The sequence below is a fragment of the Pseudomonas sp. ML96 genome (assembly GCF_000761545.1).
GTDB lineage: Bacteria > Pseudomonadota > Gammaproteobacteria > Pseudomonadales > Pseudomonadaceae > Aquipseudomonas.
Genome location: NZ_JPMY01000010.1, coordinates 212,290 through 228,319, shown reverse-complemented (window position 1 = coordinate 228,319; position 16,030 = coordinate 212,290). Strand labels below are relative to the sequence as shown.

14 protein-coding genes are annotated in these 16,030 nt (G+C 64.9%); 5 read left to right on the top strand and 9 right to left on the bottom strand.

The genetic code is table 11. From position 1 onward, the window contains the following. The first annotated feature begins 2 nt into the window (after positions 1-2). The 5 genes from truB (at position 3) to IP89_RS07700 (ending at position 4,542) form a co-directional block, all read left to right on the top strand. Entirely contained in the window at positions 3-923 is a 921-nt protein-coding gene (gene truB / locus IP89_RS07720; RefSeq protein ID WP_043308799.1) for a tRNA pseudouridine(55) synthase TruB, read from the top strand. Between the two features lie 143 nt (positions 924-1,066). After that, complete coding sequence (rpsO, locus tag IP89_RS07715) at positions 1,067-1,336, top strand: 30S ribosomal protein S15 (protein WP_043308798.1); 270 nt, start codon at positions 1,067-1,069, stop codon at positions 1,334-1,336. 168 nt (positions 1,337-1,504) lie between these two features. Further along, positions 1,505-3,610, top strand: coding sequence for a polyribonucleotide nucleotidyltransferase (pnp, locus tag IP89_RS07710; protein WP_043308797.1), 2,106 nt, complete (start codon positions 1,505-1,507; stop codon positions 3,608-3,610). 304 nt (positions 3,611-3,914) lie between these two features. After that, positions 3,915-4,292, top strand: coding sequence for a BON domain-containing protein (locus tag IP89_RS07705; protein ID WP_043308796.1), 378 nt, complete (start codon positions 3,915-3,917; stop codon positions 4,290-4,292). 52 nt (positions 4,293-4,344) lie between these two features. Continuing rightward, positions 4,345-4,542: a CsbD family protein gene (locus IP89_RS07700; protein ID WP_043308795.1), complete on the top strand. Its 198-nt coding sequence runs from the start codon at positions 4,345-4,347 to the stop codon at positions 4,540-4,542. Between the two features lie 90 nt (positions 4,543-4,632). Here IP89_RS07700 and IP89_RS07695 read toward each other — a convergent pair whose 3' ends face one another. The 9 genes from IP89_RS07695 to panD form a co-directional block, all read right to left on the bottom strand. Further along, positions 4,633-4,932: a DUF2845 domain-containing protein gene (locus tag IP89_RS07695; protein WP_043308794.1), complete on the bottom strand. Its 300-nt coding sequence runs from the start codon at positions 4,930-4,932 to the stop codon at positions 4,633-4,635. Between the two features lie 55 nt (positions 4,933-4,987). Then, positions 4,988-5,278, bottom strand: a complete 291-nt coding sequence (locus tag IP89_RS07690; protein ID WP_043308793.1) for a DUF2845 domain-containing protein — start codon at positions 5,276-5,278, stop codon at positions 4,988-4,990. Beyond that, positions 5,278-8,325, bottom strand: a complete 3,048-nt coding sequence (locus IP89_RS07685) for a DUF748 domain-containing protein (RefSeq protein WP_043308792.1) — start codon at positions 8,323-8,325, stop codon at positions 5,278-5,280. The genes IP89_RS07690 and IP89_RS07685 overlap by 1 nt, the downstream gene beginning before the upstream one ends. A gap of 118 nt (positions 8,326-8,443) precedes the next feature. Then, positions 8,444-9,457, bottom strand: a complete 1,014-nt coding sequence (locus tag IP89_RS07680) for a class I SAM-dependent rRNA methyltransferase (protein ID WP_043308790.1) — start codon at positions 9,455-9,457, stop codon at positions 8,444-8,446. A gap of 85 nt (positions 9,458-9,542) precedes the next feature. After that, on the bottom strand, positions 9,543-10,724 hold the full coding sequence (locus IP89_RS07675) for an acetyl-CoA C-acetyltransferase (RefSeq protein WP_043308788.1): 1,182 nt from the start codon (positions 10,722-10,724) through the stop codon (positions 9,543-9,545). 97 nt (positions 10,725-10,821) lie between these two features. Then, complete coding sequence (locus IP89_RS07670) at positions 10,822-11,700, bottom strand: oxygenase MpaB family protein (RefSeq protein ID WP_043308786.1); 879 nt, start codon at positions 11,698-11,700, stop codon at positions 10,822-10,824. A gap of 57 nt (positions 11,701-11,757) precedes the next feature. Next, positions 11,758-13,695, bottom strand: coding sequence for an acetate--CoA ligase (acs, locus tag IP89_RS07665; RefSeq protein WP_043308784.1), 1,938 nt, complete (start codon positions 13,693-13,695; stop codon positions 11,758-11,760). Between the two features lie 150 nt (positions 13,696-13,845). Next, a complete protein-coding gene (pgi, locus tag IP89_RS07660) occupies positions 13,846-15,510 on the bottom strand; it encodes a glucose-6-phosphate isomerase (RefSeq protein WP_043308783.1) in 1,665 nt (554 codons plus the stop codon). A gap of 87 nt (positions 15,511-15,597) precedes the next feature. Next, positions 15,598-15,978 carry an aspartate 1-decarboxylase gene (gene panD, locus IP89_RS07655; protein WP_021700408.1) on the bottom strand — a complete coding sequence of 127 codons (381 nt, stop codon included), beginning with the start codon at positions 15,976-15,978 and terminating at the stop codon, positions 15,598-15,600. Between the last annotated feature and the right edge of the window lie 52 nt (positions 15,979-16,030).

Sequence of the window (16,030 nt, the reverse complement as noted above, 5' to 3'; positions counted from 1 at the left end):
CAGTGGCGCAGGTTAAACGCATTCGTCGCAATGTCAGCGGCATCCTGATTCTCGACAAGCCGCGCGGTATGAGCTCCAACCAGGCCCTGCAGAAGGTGCGCTGGCTGCTCAATGCCGAGAAGGCCGGCCACACCGGCAGCCTCGACCCGCTGGCCACCGGCGTGCTGCCGCTGTGCTTCGGTGAGGCTACCAAGTTCTCCCAGTACCTGCTGGATGCCGACAAGGGCTACGAGACCGTCGCCCAGCTGGGCGTGACTACCACCACTGGCGATGCCGAGGGTGAAGTCGTCGAGCGCCGCGAGGTTACCGTCGGTCGGGAGGCCATTGAGGCGCTGCTGCCGCGTTTTCGCGGTGAAATCAAGCAGATACCGCCAATGTACTCGGCCCTGAAGAAGGATGGCCAGCCGCTGTACAAGCTGGCCCGTGCCGGCGAAGTAGTGGAGCGCGAGGCGCGATCTGTTACTATCGCGCGCCTGGAATTGCTGGCCCTGGACGACGCGCAGCTGCGTCTGTCGGTGGCCTGCAGCAAAGGCACCTATATCCGCACCCTGGTCGAGGACCTGGGGCGTGAGTTGGGTTGCGGTGGCCACGTCGCCGAGCTGCGCCGAACTCAGGCAGGGCCCTTCGTGCTGGCCCAGACCGTGAGTCTGGAGGCGCTGGAGAAGGCTCACGCCGATGGCGGCAACGAGGCGCTGGACCAGTTCCTCCTGCCGGTAGACAGCGGCCTTGAGCACTGGCCACTGCTGCAGCTGTCCGAGCACAGCGCCTACTACTGGCTGCACGGCCAGCCGGTACGCGCGCCGGAGGCACCGAAATTCGGCATGGTGCGGGTGACCGACCATACTGGCCGTTTCATCGGTATCGGTGAAATGAGCGAAGACGGGCGCATAGCGCCGAAACGATTGATCTCTACCGGCGCCTGACGCGGGTAGGCCCTGGAGCGAGGCTCCGGGACCAGAATTCGGTCGCAGGACCGAAACGAGGGTGGCTGTCAGCAGGCACGGTCATACCTCTTTTTAAAACACGGGACTGGTTCCCGGCCTGTTCACTCAAGGAGCCCATTACCATGGCACTGAGCGTTGAAGAAAAAGCCCAGATCGTAACCGACTACAAGCAAGCTGAAGGCGATACCGGTTCTCCGGAAGTGCAGGTTGCCCTGCTGACCGCCAACATCAACAAGCTGCAAGACCACTTCAAGGCCAACGGCAAAGACCACCACTCCCGTCGTGGTCTGATCCGCATGGTTAACCAGCGCCGCAAGCTGCTGGACTACCTGAAGGGTAAGGACACCAGTCGTTACAGCGCCCTGATCGGTCGCCTGGGTCTGCGTCGCTAATAGCGCGCGAGCCGCACGCTTGAAGCTGGAAGCTCGGAGCTGAAAGTCGGGATACCCTCCCACTTTCGGCTTCGGGCTTTCAGCTTTTAGCTATCTGCAGGAATGTCACGGGCCGACTCCCGTACCTTCCACCGATTTCCCCAAGGCAACAAAGAGAAGGAAAACTCCGTGAATCCGGTAATCAAGCAATTCAAGTTCGGTCAGTCGACCGTCACCCTGGAAACCGGGCGCATTGCCCGTCAGGCCTCCGGCGCCGTGCTGGTCACCGTCGACAACGACGTCAGCGTGCTGGTCACCGTGGTCGGTGCCAAGCAAGCCGATCCGGGCAAGGGCTTCTTCCCGCTGTCCGTGCACTACCAGGAAAAAACCTACGCCGCCGGCAAGATCCCCGGCGGCTTCTTCAAGCGTGAAGCGCGCCCTTCTGAGAAAGAGACCCTGACTTCGCGCCTGATCGACCGTCCGATCCGTCCGCTGTTCCCGGAAGGCTTCCTCAACGAAGTGCAGGTCATCTGCACCGTGGTCTCCACCAGTAAGAAGACCGACCCGGACATCGCCGCCATGATCGGTACCTCGGCCGCCCTGGCCATCTCCGGTATCCCGTTCGACGGCCCGATCGGTGCCGCTCGCGTGGCCTACCATCCGGAAACCGGCTATCTGCTGAACCCGACCTACGAGCAGCTCAAGGCTTCCAGCCTGGACATGGTCGTGGCCGGTACCAAAGACGCCGTGCTCATGGTCGAATCCGAAGCCAAAGAGCTGACCGAAGACCAGATGCTGGGTGCCGTACTGTTTGCCCATGACGAGTTCCAGGCCGTGATCAAGGCCGTTGGCGAGCTGGCTGCCGAAGCCGGCAAGCCGCGCTGGAACTGGACCGCCCCGGCCGAGAACACCGCTCTGCTCAGCGCCATCAAGGCCGAGTTCGGCGAGGCCATCTCCCAGGCCTACACCATCACCATCAAGCAGGACCGCTACAACCGTCTGGACGAGCTGCGCGACCAGGTCGTTGCCAAGTTCTCCGGCGAAGAAGGCCAGCCGTCCTCCGGTGAAGTCAAAGACGCTTTCGGTCTGATCGAATACCGCACCGTGCGCCAGAACATCGTCGACGGCAAGCCGCGTATCGACGGTCGTGACACCCGCACCGTGCGTGGTCTGAACATCGAAGTCGGTGTACTCGACAAGACCCACGGTTCGGCCCTGTTCACCCGTGGCGAAACCCAGGCCCTGGTCGTTGCCACCCTCGGCACCGCCCGCGATGCCCAACTGCTGGACACCCTGGAAGGCGAGAAGCGTGACCCCTTCATGCTGCACTACAACTTCCCGCCGTACTCGGTGGGCGAGTGTGGTCGCATGGGCGCTACCGGCCGCCGCGAAATCGGCCACGGCCGCCTGGCTCGTCGTGGCGTTGCTGCCATGCTGCCGAGCAATGACGACTTCCCGTACACCATCCGTATCGTCTCGGAAATCACCGAGTCCAACGGTTCGTCCTCCATGGCTTCCGTGTGCGGCGCTTCCCTGGCCCTGATGGACGCTGGTGTGCCGATGAAGGCGCCGGTTGCCGGTATCGCCATGGGTCTGGTCAAGGAAGGCGACAAGTTCGCTGTACTGACCGACATCCTCGGTGACGAAGACCACCTGGGCGACATGGACTTCAAAGTGGCCGGTACCGCCAATGGCGTCACCGCGCTGCAGATGGACATCAAGATCCAAGGCATCACCGAGGAGATCATGGAGATCGCCCTGGGTCAGGCTCTGGAAGCCCGTCTGAACATCCTCGGCCAGATGAACCAGGTCATCGCCCAATCGCGCAGCGAGCTGTCGGCCAACGCCCCGACCATGCTGGCGATGAAGATCGACCAGGACAAGATCCGCGACGTCATCGGCAAGGGTGGCGCCACCATCCGCGCCATCTGCGAAGAGACCAAGGCCTCGATCGACATCGAAGACGACGGCTCGATCAAGATCTTCGGCGAAACCAAGGAAGCCGCTGACGCTGCCAAACAGCGCGTACTGGCGATCACCGCGGAAGCCGAGATCGGCAAGATCTACGTCGGCAAGGTCGAGCGCATCGTCGACTTCGGCGCCTTCGTCAATATCCTGCCGGGCAAGGACGGTCTGGTACACATCTCCATGCTGAGCGACGCTCGCGTAGAGAAAGTGACCGACGTGCTGAAGGAGGGTCAGGAAGTCGAAGTGCTGGTACTGGACGTGGACAACCGCGGCCGCATCAAGCTGTCGATCAAGGACGTTGCCGCTGCCAAGGCTTCCGGCGTCTAAGTCGTATCCGCGCAGTAAGAAAAGAGGGCCCTTCGGGGCCCTCTTTTTTTGTCCGGACTTTCTGGGCTGCTAGAGGACCGGGGTGGCCGAGCATCGTGGTCGGTAGATATTGCAATATGCACGACAAGTTTTGCGCATCTCGGCATTCTGCATGCCGAAGCCTAGCGGCGTATATTTATAACTAATTGAATTTAAATGAATTTATTTTTGATTGCGGTCTGGCACAGCGCTTGCGATATCCCTAGTGCAAGCGCAGCCAGGAGTTGGCTGCCGATACGTCAGAAGCAATCAGGAGTAGATCGCCATGAAACAGCAGTTCAATAAGTGGACCCTTGCCGCCCTCACTGCCGCCGCCCTGAGCCTGCCGCTGAGCAATGCGGCCTTTGCCGATGAGCTCACTGCTCCGGCCTCCGTGCAATCGATGCAGCTGGCTGCCAGCGAAACCGTCGACAACGCAGAAGAGGCTGTCAGCGATACCTGGATTACCAGCAAGGTGAAGGCCAGCTTCCTGGCTGATGACAGTATCAGCGGCCTGGATATCAAGGTGGAAACCAACCAGGGCGTGGTAGCCCTGTCCGGTGTGGTGCCGACCGATGCCGAGCGTGACCTGGCTGTAGAGAAGGCCAAGGCCATCAAGGGTGTGACCGCAGTGTCTGCCGACGGCCTGAAATCCACCGAATGACCCAATGAGCTGCCGGCTTGATGCCGGCGGCTCCTCAGAAGGAGTCAGACTCATGAATTCCGATGTGATCAAAGGTAAGTGGAAGCAGCTCTCCGGTCGTATCCAGGAGCGCTGGGGCAACCTGACCAACGACGATCTGGATATCGTCGAAGGCCATAGCGAATATCTGGAAGGCAAACTCCAGGAGCGCTACGGCTGGACCAAGGAGCGGGCGCAACAGGAAGTGCGCGATTTCAGCAGCAAGCTGTAGCTGCCTGATTTGAAAAAGCCCCGCAATGCGGGGCTTTTTTGTGGTCGCCCTGCACATCGATGGTGGATGAAAGGTTGATTGGCGTGCGCTTTAGTCGCCGCGTTTACTCTCAATCTTGATCAGGCGATTGCCCTCTAGACGGAGAAAGTAATACATGCCGTTCTTCGGGCCGTAGCTCCACTCTTCGATTGGTATCTCCGAGACGATTCCGTAGTAGTCCACCACTTCTCGATAGCCGAGGAACGAGCGGCTGCTCGGTTCTCCGCATTTGCTTTCGATCTCACTGGCCAGGTCCTGGGTACTGATCAATCGATTGCCGCAGCGCAGGGTAGAGCCGGCTTCGGCGATGCCGGTCAGTAGCAGGGAGGCGAGAAGGAATAGCTTGTACATCTTGGGCGGCTGCTCAGAGTGTTTCTAGCAGCCTACATCCATGATCGGCTGCCTGTCAGTCGGCGCGTTTGGTTTCGATGCGGGTCAGGCGATTGCCCTGGAAGGTGAGGATGCTGAGCATGCCGTTGGTGGGGCCGTATACCCATTCCTCGATCACCATTTCCCGTCCACCGTAGTAGCCGCCGGTATAGCCAACGAGATCACGATGGGCGGGTGGGCCGCACTTGCGCTCGACCTCGAAGGCACGATCACCTTCGTTGACTAGCTTGCTGCCGCAACGCAGCGTGCCGGCCTCGGCCAGGCCGCAGGCCAGCAGCAGGGAGAGAGCTTGGAGACTGCGGCTCATTACATGCTTCCCAGATGCAGTACGGTGGGCACTTGAGCGGCGGCTGGGCTCTGGCTCAGGCTGACATCGAGCAGGTGGATGCGCTGGTCTTCCAGGCCGCCGCGTTCTACCAGGTAATCCTTGATGCTGGCGGCCCTGGCCTGGCCGAGCCGGCGCAGCAGTACTTCGTTGCTGCTCCAGGATTGCAGCACGGCGTCGCGCATCTTCGCTGTGCGCTCGTCGTTTGACAGTTCTTTCCACTCGGCCGGGGGCTGCTGCTTCAGGCGTGCGCGGTAGATGCCTTCCAGCAGCACCTGCTTGTCGTCCTCGTCCACCACCAGTTGTTCGGGCGCGGCGGGCACCGTATCGCCATTGCGCTGCATGATCTTGTACTGGGTGGTCTGGTACTCGCGCTCCAGGCGCTGTGCGGCGACCAGGGGGCCATCGCTGGCCTGGGCGCTGCCGCCTTCCACCTCCAGACGCAGCACCGGGCGTTCCTTGAGTGCTGCTGCGAGGGTATCCAGGGACTTCTGCGCAGCGCCGTCTAGCTCGCTGCTGCCGGCGGCGAACTGCACCTGGCTGAGGTCGTCGTTGCTGCCGCCGACCAGGCCGGCGATGAACTTGAACGGTGCCTGGGCGGCGCGCAGTACCAGGTTGCGCAGGGTCTGCCAGACGATGGGCATGACGCTGAACTGCGGGTCGTTGAGGTTGCCCTGCAGCGGCAGCTGGATATCGATGTTGCCCTTGGTGTCCTTGAGCAGGGCCACGGCCAGGCGGATCGGCAAGTCCACGGCGTCCTTGCTGTCGACCTTCTCGCCCAGCTGCAGGTCTTCCAGCAGCAGCTTGTTCTCGGCGTTCAACTGGCCCTTCTCGATCTGGTAGCGCAGGTCGAGATTGAGGCGGCCCTTCTTGATGCGGTAGCCGGCGAACTTGCCGGAGTAGGGGGTGAGGGTGGTCAGCTCGACGTTCTTGAAGCTGGTGGCGATATCCAGGCTGTTCATCGGGTCGAAGGGGGTCAGCTTGCCCTTGATGCTGACCGGCGCGTACTTGTCGACCTTGCCGGTGATATTGACGCTGGCGGCCTGCGGGCTCTGGTTGTCCAGGGTGCCGATCTGGCCATTGAGCTGCTGGATCGCGGTGGCGAAGTCGGGTGTCAGGCTGAAGTCGGCGAAGTTGGCCGAGCCGTCCTTGATGGCGACGCCGCCGATGCGGATCGGCAGCGGCTTGCCCGCCGGTTCGGCCTTGGCATTGGGCTGCGCCGGCTGCGGGATCATCAGGTCGTTGACGTTGGTGGTCAGGTCTTCGTTGATGATGAAGCGCGCATAGGGCTGCTGCAGGTTGATCTGCTTGATCGCCAGGCCTTCGCCGTGGCGATAGTCCAGGCCCTCGACCACCAGTTGCTGCCACTTGAGGAAGTCGCGGTCCTTGATGGTGTCCAGGGTGTGCAGCTGGTTGACCTCGGCGCGCCCGCCAATGCTGAAGGCCAGCGGCTCGACGCTCTTCAGGTCCACCGCCAGGTCGCTGCCGAGCTGGCCGCTGCGTAGCTCCAGGCGCACGAAGGGACTGATGTAGGACTGCGCCAGGCGCAGGTCGATGTCGCGGGTGACCAGTTGCAGCTTGGCGGTGGTCGGCTGCAGCTGGACCTGGCCCTCGGCCTTGAGCTGGCCGCGCTTGTTCACTCCCGTCTCCAGCTTGAGGCCGAAGGGCGAGGTGCCGAGGCTGTCGAAGTCCTTGATGTCGAGGTTGAGTGGCGCCAGGTCGAGCTTGACCTCCTGGCTGCCTGCGGCGCGGTCGGCTAGGTGGATCTGGTATTCGCGCAGCTGTACATCGCGCAGCAGCACCTGCCAGGGCTTGGCTGGCTCTTCCGGTTTTGCCGGCTCTGCTGATGTCGTGGTGCTGGCGGTTTGCTGCGGTGCATCCGTAGGCGCGGGTTCGGTTTTCTCCGCAGACGCTGGTGTGGGCGTGGAGCCAGTGCCACCTTCGTTTGCTGTCGGAGCCGGAGCTTCGGGAGCGGTATCGGGCGCCGGCTCTACGGCAGGCATGGCTGCCGGCGTCGGTTTGCTATGGCTGGCGAACAGCTTCTGCCAGTCGAGCTGGCCATCTTTCTCGCGGGCGGCCCAGGTTTCCAGCTTGTGGCTGCGGATCGTTCCGATCACCACCTGCTGCTTGGCCAGGTCCAGGCTGGTCTCGCCGACCTCCAGGCGCTCCAGGCGCACCAGCGGCTTGTCCTCGGGGCTCTTGATGGCGAACTTGCTGAGGTCAGCGCTGACGTTGCTCAGCTGCAGCTCGGTGCCCTTGGCCAGGTTCAGCGAGTAGTCGGCGCTGAGGTCGAGCACGCCGTCTTCCAGTACCAGCGGCACGGCGTCGCGGACATAGGGCCACACGCCCTTGAGACGGCCGTCGGTGACCTTCAGTTGGCCCTTGGAGGTGATCGGGGTGAGGCCGACCTGGCCATGCCAGTCGATGCGCCCGCCATAGGGGCCGGTGGCGACCAGCTGCATGTCGGCGCTGTCGTCGGGCAGAGTGCTGAGGTTCTTCAGTTCCAGGTTCAGCGAGTCGTAGACGAACTCGACCGGCTCGCTCGGGCGCAGGTCCTCGAAGTGCAGGCCGTTCTCGATCAGGGCGATACGGGTGATACGCAGGGGGAAGGGCTCGCTCGGCTCTTCCTGGGCTGGCTTCGGCTCGCTGGGCGGCAGCTTGAACAGGCCGGTCAGGTTGAGCTTGCCGTCCTTGGCGAACAGCACCTCGGTATGCGCCTTCTCCAGCTCCACGTCGGCCAGATGCAGGGCGCCGCTCCACAAGCTGTCCAGCTGCAGGTTGGCGTACAGGCGCTGGAAGGCCACCTGCGGCTTGTCTGCCTCGCCGATATGCAGGCCCCAGAGCTGCAGCTCCAGGCTGAAGGGGTTCAGCTCAACGCGCTCCAGGCGCGCCGGCACGGTGGCCAATTGGCTCAGCTGCTGGTTGGCCACGCGCTGGCCGATACCGGGCAGGATCAGGAAACCGAGCAGGGCGTAGAGGCCGAGTACGATCGCGACGGCGTAGGCGATGCGTTGCAATCCTTTGAGCATGAGGCAGCGTCTTCTTCCAGACTGAGGAGTCTGGAGTATGGCATGGGCCTCGCCGCTTTGTGGGCCATCAGGGCGGCGCTGTGACGCGCCGCAGAGCCTGCGCCCGCTTGCAGTGGGATCAGAAGCGCAGGATCAGCGTCTTCAGCGGCGGCTTGCCATCACGCGAGGGGAAGTCGGCAGCCGGCAGCAATTGCTCGCAGTCACGCACTGGTCGGCCGAGTTTCTCGGCGCAGCGCAGCACCTGGCTGCGCCACTTCTCCAGCTCGACCTTCGCCAGGTTGTTGCAGCAGATCAGCACGCCATCCTCGGCGGTGGCGAGGATCGCTGGCTTGAGCAGGCTCTGGTAGTCGCGCAGCAGGTCGACGGTGCCGAAGGCGCTCTTGGCCCAGGCCGGCGGGTCGAGCAGCACCAGGTCGAACTGGCGCTGTTCCAGGCGCGGGTAGCTCGGCAGCTTCTGTCCGCGGCGAGAGGCGATGGGCAGCCCGGCCAGCTGGCGGATGGCAGGGAAGTAGTCGGACTGCACGAAGTCCATCGCCAGGCCCGGGTTGAGCGCCACGTTTTCGCGGCCTACCGCCAGGTTGCCCTCGGCGAAGTCCAGGTTGAGTACCTCGCGCGCGCCGCCCGCCGCAGCGCAAAGGCCGACGCCGCAGGTGTAGGCGAACAGGTTGAGTACGCTCTTGCCGGCGCTGTTGGCCTTGACCCAGCCGCGGGCGTTGCGCAGGTCGAGGAACAGCAGCGGGTCCTGGCCCGGATGGCGCCCGCGGACCCGGTAGTTGAGGCCCCACTCCTGGCCGATCATATCCACCAGCGCTTCTGGCGCAGGTTGGTACACCGCATCGCGGCGGTCGACGCGAGAGTTGCCGCCGGAGCGGTCGTTGTAGACCAGCTGCAGGCCGAGGCCGAGGTGCTGGTTGATGGTCGCGTGCAGGGCGAGTAGGGCATCGGTTTCCAGCGTCTGATGGAAGCTCTGCACCATCAGCTGCGGGCCGTAGCGGTCGGCGGTGAGGCCGGGTGCGCCTTCCTGGCTGCCATGGAACAGCCGGTAGCAGTCGGTCTGCTGCTGGTGCAGTTCGGCCAACAGTGGCTGGCGGGCATCGAGGGCGGCACGGAGCGCCTGGTCGAGAGAGGACATGCGCGGCGTCTCGGAGCGGGAGGGCGCGCAGTTTACCAAGAAAAACGCCGGCTCTAGGCCGGCGTTAGTCTCGTCGCGAGTCGGATCAGGTGCGTTCGATCGCCAGCGCCACACCTTGACCGCCGCCGATGCACAGGGTGGCCAGGCCCTTCTTGGCGTCACGCTTGATCATCTCGTGCAGCAGGGTCACCAGCACGCGGCAACCGGAGGCGCCGATGGGGTGGCCGAGGGCGATGGCGCCGCCGTTGACGTTGACCTTGGCCGCATCCCAGCCCAGCTCCTTGCCCACCGACAGGGCCTGGGCGGCGAAGGCTTCGTTGGCCTCGATCAGGTCGAGGTCGGCCAGCTGCCAGCCAGCTTTCTCCAGGCAGCGCTTGGTCGCCGAGACCGGGCCGATGCCCATGATCGCCGGATCGACGCCGGCGTTGGCGTAGGCGGCGATCTTGGCCAGTACCGGCAGACCCAGGGACTTAGCTTTCTCGGCGCTCGTCAGCAACACGGCAGCGGCGCCGTCGTTGAGGCTGGAGGCGTTGCCGGCGGTGACGCTGCCGTCCTTCTTGAACGCCGGCTTGAGGCCAGCCAGGCTTTCTGCGGTGGTGCCGGCGCGCGGCTGCTCGTCCTTGGCGAAGCTGACCGGGTCGCCCTTGCGCGACGGGATCAGGATCGGCGTGATCTCGTCATTGAAGCGGCCGGCCTCGATGGCGGCCACGGCTTTCTGCTGCGAGGCGGCGGCGAAGGCGTCCTGCTGCTCGCGGCTGATGCCGTATTTCTCCACCAGGTTCTCGGCGGTGATGCCCATGTGGTAGTCGTTGAAGGCGTCCCACAGGCCGTCCTGGATCATGGTGTCGACCAGCTTGCCGTGGCCCATGCGCTGGCCGGTGCGGGCAGCGGGCATGACGTAGGGCGCCAGGCTCATGTTCTCCATGCCGCCGGCGATGATGACGTCGGCATCGCCGCAGCGAATCGCCTGGGCGCCCAGGTGCAGGGCCTTGAGGCCGGAGCCGCAGACCTTGTTCAGGGTCAGTGCCGGCACGGCATTCGGCAGGCCGGCCTTGATCGAGGCCTGGCGCGCGGTGTTCTGCCCGGCGCCGGCGGTGAGCACGTGGCCGAGGATCACCTCGTCCACTTCGCTGCCGTTGAGGCCGGTCTGTTCCAGCAGGCGCTTGATCACGGCGGCGCCCAGCTCGACGGCGGGGACGCTGGCCAGGGAGCCCTGGAAGCTGCCGATGGCGGTGCGGGTGGCGGCGACGATGACGACTTCTTGCATGACGGGCTCCTCGAAATCGGGGCGCGCACGGTGGGCGCGACGGGGGCATTATGTTGGCATAGCCGTTTGGAACCCGGCCAGTGCAGGGTGCGACCGCTCAGTCGCGCGGCGGCAGGCCCATGCGCTGGCGCGCGCGATGTACTGCACCGCCGCGCACGGCCCAGCGCAGCGTCGGTGCCAGGCTGTTCACCCCGGCGCGAATGGCGCGGCTGCGGGCCGAACCCAGCGGCGTGCCGAGCATGGCCTGGGCCCACTCCGGCAGCAGATCGAAGCCGGCCTGCATCAGCAGCTTGCCCACTGGCACGGCCAGGGCGCTCGGGGCCGGCGCGCCCTGCAGGATGCGCAGGATCTCCCGCGAGCGCTCATCACACAGCAACTGCGGGCGCACGGCGGCGAGGTAGGCGGCGACTTCGGCGCGCGAGCGTGGCACGTTCTCGGCGCCGAGGCGCTCGGCGATCAGCGCCACCTCGGCGTAGTAGCGGTCCTGGTCGGCCTCGCTGAGCTGCGGGTTGCGGTAGCGCAGGTGGGCGGCGAGGAAGCTGGAGACCTCGGCCACATGCACCCAGGTCAGCAATGCCGGGTCGCTGGCTGCGTAGGGGCGGCCATCCGGCGCGGTGCCGACCACCTTGAGGTGGATGGTGCGCACCTTGTCGATCAGCCACTCGGCATCGCGGCGCGAGCCGAAGGTGGTACCGGAGATGAACTGGCCAGTACGGCGCAGGCGGCCGATCAGGTCTTCGCGAAAATTCGAGTGGTCCCACACGCCGGCCAGCGCGAGAGGGTGCAGGGCCTGCAGCAGCAGGGCGCTGATGCCGCCGACCATCATGCTGGTGAAGTCGCCATGCACGCGCCAGCACACTGCATCGGGGCCGAACAGGCCGGGGTCGCCCTGGGGCTGGCTGAAGTCGATCTGCCCGAGGGCGATGCCGCTGAGGCTGAGGACCTGCTGCTCGATGCGCTGGCGGAGGAATTCCATGGGGTACGGCTCGGCGAAGGGGCGGGAGCCGGGCGGCTCCCGCACTGTGCCGCAATTCTACTGGTTCAGGCGCTGCTCGATCAGGCTGTCCACTACCGACGGATCGGCCAGGGTCGAGGTGTCGCCCATGTTGTCCAGCTCGTTGCAGGCGATCTTGCGCAGGATACGGCGCATGATCTTGCCCGAGCGGGTCTTGGGCAGGCCTGGCGCCCACTGGATCATTTCCGGCTTGGCGAAGCTGCCGATCTCCTTGCCGACCAGGGCCAGTAGTTCCTTCTTCAGCTCGTCGGAAGGCTCCAGGCCCTTCATGGTGGTGACGAAGGCGTAGATGCCCTGGCCCTTGAGATCGTGCGGATAGCCGACCACGGCGGCCTCGGCCACCGCGTCGTGCAGCACCAGGGCGCTTTCCACCTCGGCGGTGCCGATACGGTGGCCGGAGACGTTGATCACGTCGTCCACGCGGCCGGTGATCCACCAATAGCCGTCCTCGTCGCGGCGCGCGCCGTCGCCGGTGAAGTAGTAGCCGGGGTAGGGCTTGAAGTAGGTGTCGATCATGCGCTGATGGTCGCCGTAGACGCTGCGGATCTGGCTCGGCCAGCTGGCCTTGATCGCCAGCACGCCGGCGCCGGGGCCGCTGATCTCCTTGCCCTGCTCGTCGAGCAGCACCGGCTGCACGCCGAAGAACGGGCGAGTGGCCGAGCCGGGTTTCAGGTCGGTGGCGCCGGGCAGGGGCGTGATCAGGATCGAGCCGGTTTCGGTCTGCCACCAGGTGTCGACGATCGGGCAGCGCTGCTCGCCGACCACGTTGTAGTACCACTCCCAGGCTTCGGGGTTGATCGGCTCGCCCACCGAGCCGAGCAGGCGCAGGCTGCTGCGGTCGGTGGCCTTCACCGCGGCCTCGCCTTCGCGCATCAGCGCGCGCAGGGCGGTCGGTGCGGTGTAGAAGATGTTGACCTGGTGCTTGTCGATCACCTGCCAGAAGCGCGATGCGTCCGGGTAGTTGGGTACGCCCTCGAACATCAGGGTGATGGCGCCGTTGGCCAGCGGGCCGTAGACGATGTAGCTGTGCCCGGTGACCCAGCCGACGTCGGCGGTGCACCAGTAGATGTCGCCCTCGTGGTAGTCGAACACGTACTTGTGAGTCAGCGCCGCGCCCAGCAGATAGCCGCCGGTGGTGTGCAGCACGCCCTTGGGTTTGCCGGTGCTGCCCGAGGTGTAGAGGATGAACAGCGGGTCCTCGGCGTCCATCGGCTCGGCCGGGCAGTCGGCGCTGACCTCCTTGAGCGCCTGGTGGTACCAGAGGTCGCGGCCTTCCACCCAGGCGATCTCGCCCTGGGTGCGCTCGACCACCAGTACGGTGCTGACGTTCGAGCAGCTCTGCAGGGCCTTGTCGACGTTGTTCTTCAGCGGGATGTACTTGCCGCCGCGCACGCCCTCGTCGGCGGTGATCACCGTGCGGCAGTCGGCATCGAGGATGCGGTCGCGCAGGGCGTCCGGGGAGAAGCCGCCGAACACCACCGAGTGGATGGCGCCGATGCGCGTGCAGGCCAGCATGGCGTAGGCCGCCTCCGGCACCATGGGCATGTAGATGCACACCCGGTCGCCCTTCTTCACGCCGCGGCTCTTCAGCACGTTGGCCAGGCGGCTGACGTTGTGGTGCAGCTTGTTGTAGGTGATGTGCGCCGACTCGGCCGGGTTGTCGCCTTCCCAGATGATGGCGATCTGTTCGCCGCGCTTCTCTAGATGGCGGTCGATGCAGTTGTAGGCGACGTTGAGCTGGCCGCCCTTGAACCAGCGCGCCTCGCCCTTGGCCAGGTCGCTGTGGTGCAGCTCGTCCCAGGGCTTGAACCAGTGCAGGAAGGCTTTCGCCTGCTCGCTCCAGAACGCCTCTGGCTGCTCAATGGATTGCTGGTAGAGGCGCTGATAGCCCTCGTTATCCAGGTGGGCACGCTTGCGTACGGCGGCGGGCACGGCATGGCGGGTGATCTCGAACATGGCGGGGCCTTTGTTATTGTGGGTTCGAAGTGGCATCAGGGTGGACCAAGCACCTGCTTGGTTCAAGCCTGTCTATGCAATATCCGACCTCGCCGTGGCCCAGAATGCACAAACCCGGCACTGGGCCGGGTTTGGGGGAGCGCCGATGGCTCAGCCGCGGTGACGGCCGCGGAAGAAGTCGATCAGGCCCTGGGTCGAGGCATCCTCGGCTGGCGGCTGGTCCCAGCCGGTCAGGCGCTGGTAGACGCCCTTGCCGAGCTCCTTGCCCAGCTCCACACCCCACTGGTCGAAGGCGTTGATGCCCCAGATCACGCTCTGCACGAACACCTTGTGCTCGTACATCGCCACCAGCGCGCCGAGGCGGCGCGGGCTGATGCGTTCGAGCACCAGGGTGTTGCTCGGGCGGTTGCCGGGGATGACCTTGTGCGGCGCCAGGCGCTGCACTTCGTCTTCGCCCAGGCCCATGCCGCGCAGCTCCGCCTCGGCCTCCTGGCGGCACTTGCCGAGCATCAGTGCCTGGCTCTGCGACAGGCAGTTGGCGTACAGCCACTGGTGGTGGTCGGCCACCGGGTTGTAGCTGACCACCGGCACGATGAAGTCCGCCGGAATCAGCGGGGTGCCCTGGTGCAGCAGCTGATGGTAGGCGTGCTGGCCATTGCAGCCGACGCCGCCCCAGATCACCGGACCGGTCTCGGTGCTCACCGGGCTGCCGTCCTGGCGCACGCTCTTGCCGTTGGACTCCATGTCCAGCTGTTGCAGGTGCTTGGTGATGTTCCGCAGGTAGTGGTCGTAGGGCAGGATCGCGTGGCTCTGCGCACCCCAGAAGTTGCCGTACCAGACGCCGAGCAGGGCCAGCAGCACCGGCATGTTCTTCTCGAACGGTGCGGTGCGGAAGTGGGTGTCCATGCTGTAGGCGCCGGACAGCAGCTCCTTGAAGTTGGACATGCCCACGGCCAGGGCGATCGGCAGGCCGATGGCCGACCACAGCGAGTAGCGCCCGCCGACCCAGTCCCACATCGGGAAGATGTTCTTCTCGCGGATGCCGAACTCGATGGCCGCTTTGTTGTTGCTGGTGACCGCGATGAAGTGGCGGTACAGCTTCTCCTCGGTGCCGCCACGGGCCAGGTACCAGGAGCGCGCGGCCTGGGCGTTCTTCAGGGTTTCCAGGGTGCCGAACGACTTGCTGGAGACGATGAACAGGGTGGTCTCGGCGTTCAGCTTGGCCGTCACGTCGTGGAATTCGCTGCCGTCGATATTGGCCAGGTAGTGGCAGCGCACGCCGTTCTGGGTGAACGGCAGCAGGGCCTCGGAGACCAGCTGCGGGCCGAGGAAGGAGCCGCCGATGCCGATGTTGACCACGTCGGTGATGGTCTTCTCGCTGTAGCCGCGCCACTGGTTGCTGTGGATGCGGCCGACGATGTCGGTCATCTGGTTGAGCACGCGGTGCACTTCCGGCATCACGTTGACGCCGTTGACCTTGACGCAGTCGCCGATCGGCCGACGCAGCGCGGTGTGCAGGGCAGGGCGGCCCTCCGAGGCATTCAGCTGCTCGCCGTTGAACAGCGCCTCGATGGCATCCTGCAGGCCGGCTTCGCGCGCCAGGGCGACCAGCAGAGCACGGGTTTCTTCGCTGAGCAGGTTCTTCGAGTAGTCGAGGAAGATGCCGCTGGTGCTCATGGAGAAGTGCTCGAAGCGCTGCGCATTGCTGGCGAAGGCCTCGCGCATGCTGAAGCCCTGCATGGCCTGGCGATGCTGGCGCAGGTCCTGCCAGGCTTTCAGGGTGGTGACGTCGAGCGGATGCTGGTAGTACGCCATGGGCGGAGATTTCCTTGTTGTACGGCGTTTCGGGCATTAAAAAGCCCGGAGGGTTCCGGGCTTGGAGTTTAGCGGTACAGGCCTGGGTCAGGCGACCTGCACCGGAATCGCGTTGCTGGTGTGGCTCAGCTCGCCATCGGCGCCCATGTACAGCACGCGTGGCTGGAAGTTGGCCAGCTCGGCTTCGCTGTAGTGGGCGTAGGCACAGATGATCACGCGGTGGCCGACGCCGGCCTTGTGCGCGGCGGCGCCGTTGACCGAGATGATCTTCGAGCCCTCCTCGCCGCGGATGGCATAGGTGGTGAAGCGCTCGCCATTGTCCACGTTGTAGATCTGGATCTGCTCGTATTCGCGGATGCCGGACAGATCCAGCCACTCGCCGTCGATGGCGCAGGAGCCTTCGTAGTCGAGCACCGCATGGGTGACGATGGCGCGGTGCAGCTTGGCCTTGAGCATGATGGCGTGCATGGCGGAGGCTCCTGGGAAAATGGGCGGCAGAGTGTGCCCGAAGCCCCTGGGG

Excerpts from the sequence above, each read along its gene's own strand:
- rpsO (WP_043308798.1), top strand. The coding sequence starts at position 1,067 with ATGGCACTGAGCGTTGAAGAAAAAGCCCAGATCGTAACCGACTACAAG.
- IP89_RS07705 (WP_043308796.1), top strand. The coding sequence starts at position 3,915 with ATGAAACAGCAGTTCAATAAGTGGACCCTTGCCGCCCTCACTGCCGCC.
- IP89_RS07700 (WP_043308795.1), top strand. The coding sequence starts at position 4,345 with ATGAATTCCGATGTGATCAAAGGTAAGTGGAAGCAGCTCTCCGGTCGT.
- IP89_RS07695 (WP_043308794.1), bottom strand. The coding sequence starts at position 4,932 with ATGTACAAGCTATTCCTTCTCGCCTCCCTGCTACTGACCGGCATCGCC.
- IP89_RS07690 (WP_043308793.1), bottom strand. The coding sequence starts at position 5,278 with ATGAGCCGCAGTCTCCAAGCTCTCTCCCTGCTGCTGGCCTGCGGCCTG.
- IP89_RS07685 (WP_043308792.1), bottom strand. The coding sequence starts at position 8,325 with ATGCTCAAAGGATTGCAACGCATCGCCTACGCCGTCGCGATCGTACTC.
- IP89_RS07680 (WP_043308790.1), bottom strand. The coding sequence starts at position 9,457 with ATGTCCTCTCTCGACCAGGCGCTCCGTGCCGCCCTCGATGCCCGCCAG.
- IP89_RS07675 (WP_043308788.1), bottom strand. The coding sequence starts at position 10,724 with ATGCAAGAAGTCGTCATCGTCGCCGCCACCCGCACCGCCATCGGCAGC.
- IP89_RS07670 (WP_043308786.1), bottom strand. The coding sequence starts at position 11,700 with ATGGAATTCCTCCGCCAGCGCATCGAGCAGCAGGTCCTCAGCCTCAGC.
- acs (WP_043308784.1), bottom strand. The coding sequence starts at position 13,695 with ATGTTCGAGATCACCCGCCATGCCGTGCCCGCCGCCGTACGCAAGCGT.
- pgi (WP_043308783.1), bottom strand. The coding sequence starts at position 15,510 with ATGGCGTACTACCAGCATCCGCTCGACGTCACCACCCTGAAAGCCTGG.
- panD (WP_021700408.1), bottom strand. The coding sequence starts at position 15,978 with ATGCACGCCATCATGCTCAAGGCCAAGCTGCACCGCGCCATCGTCACC.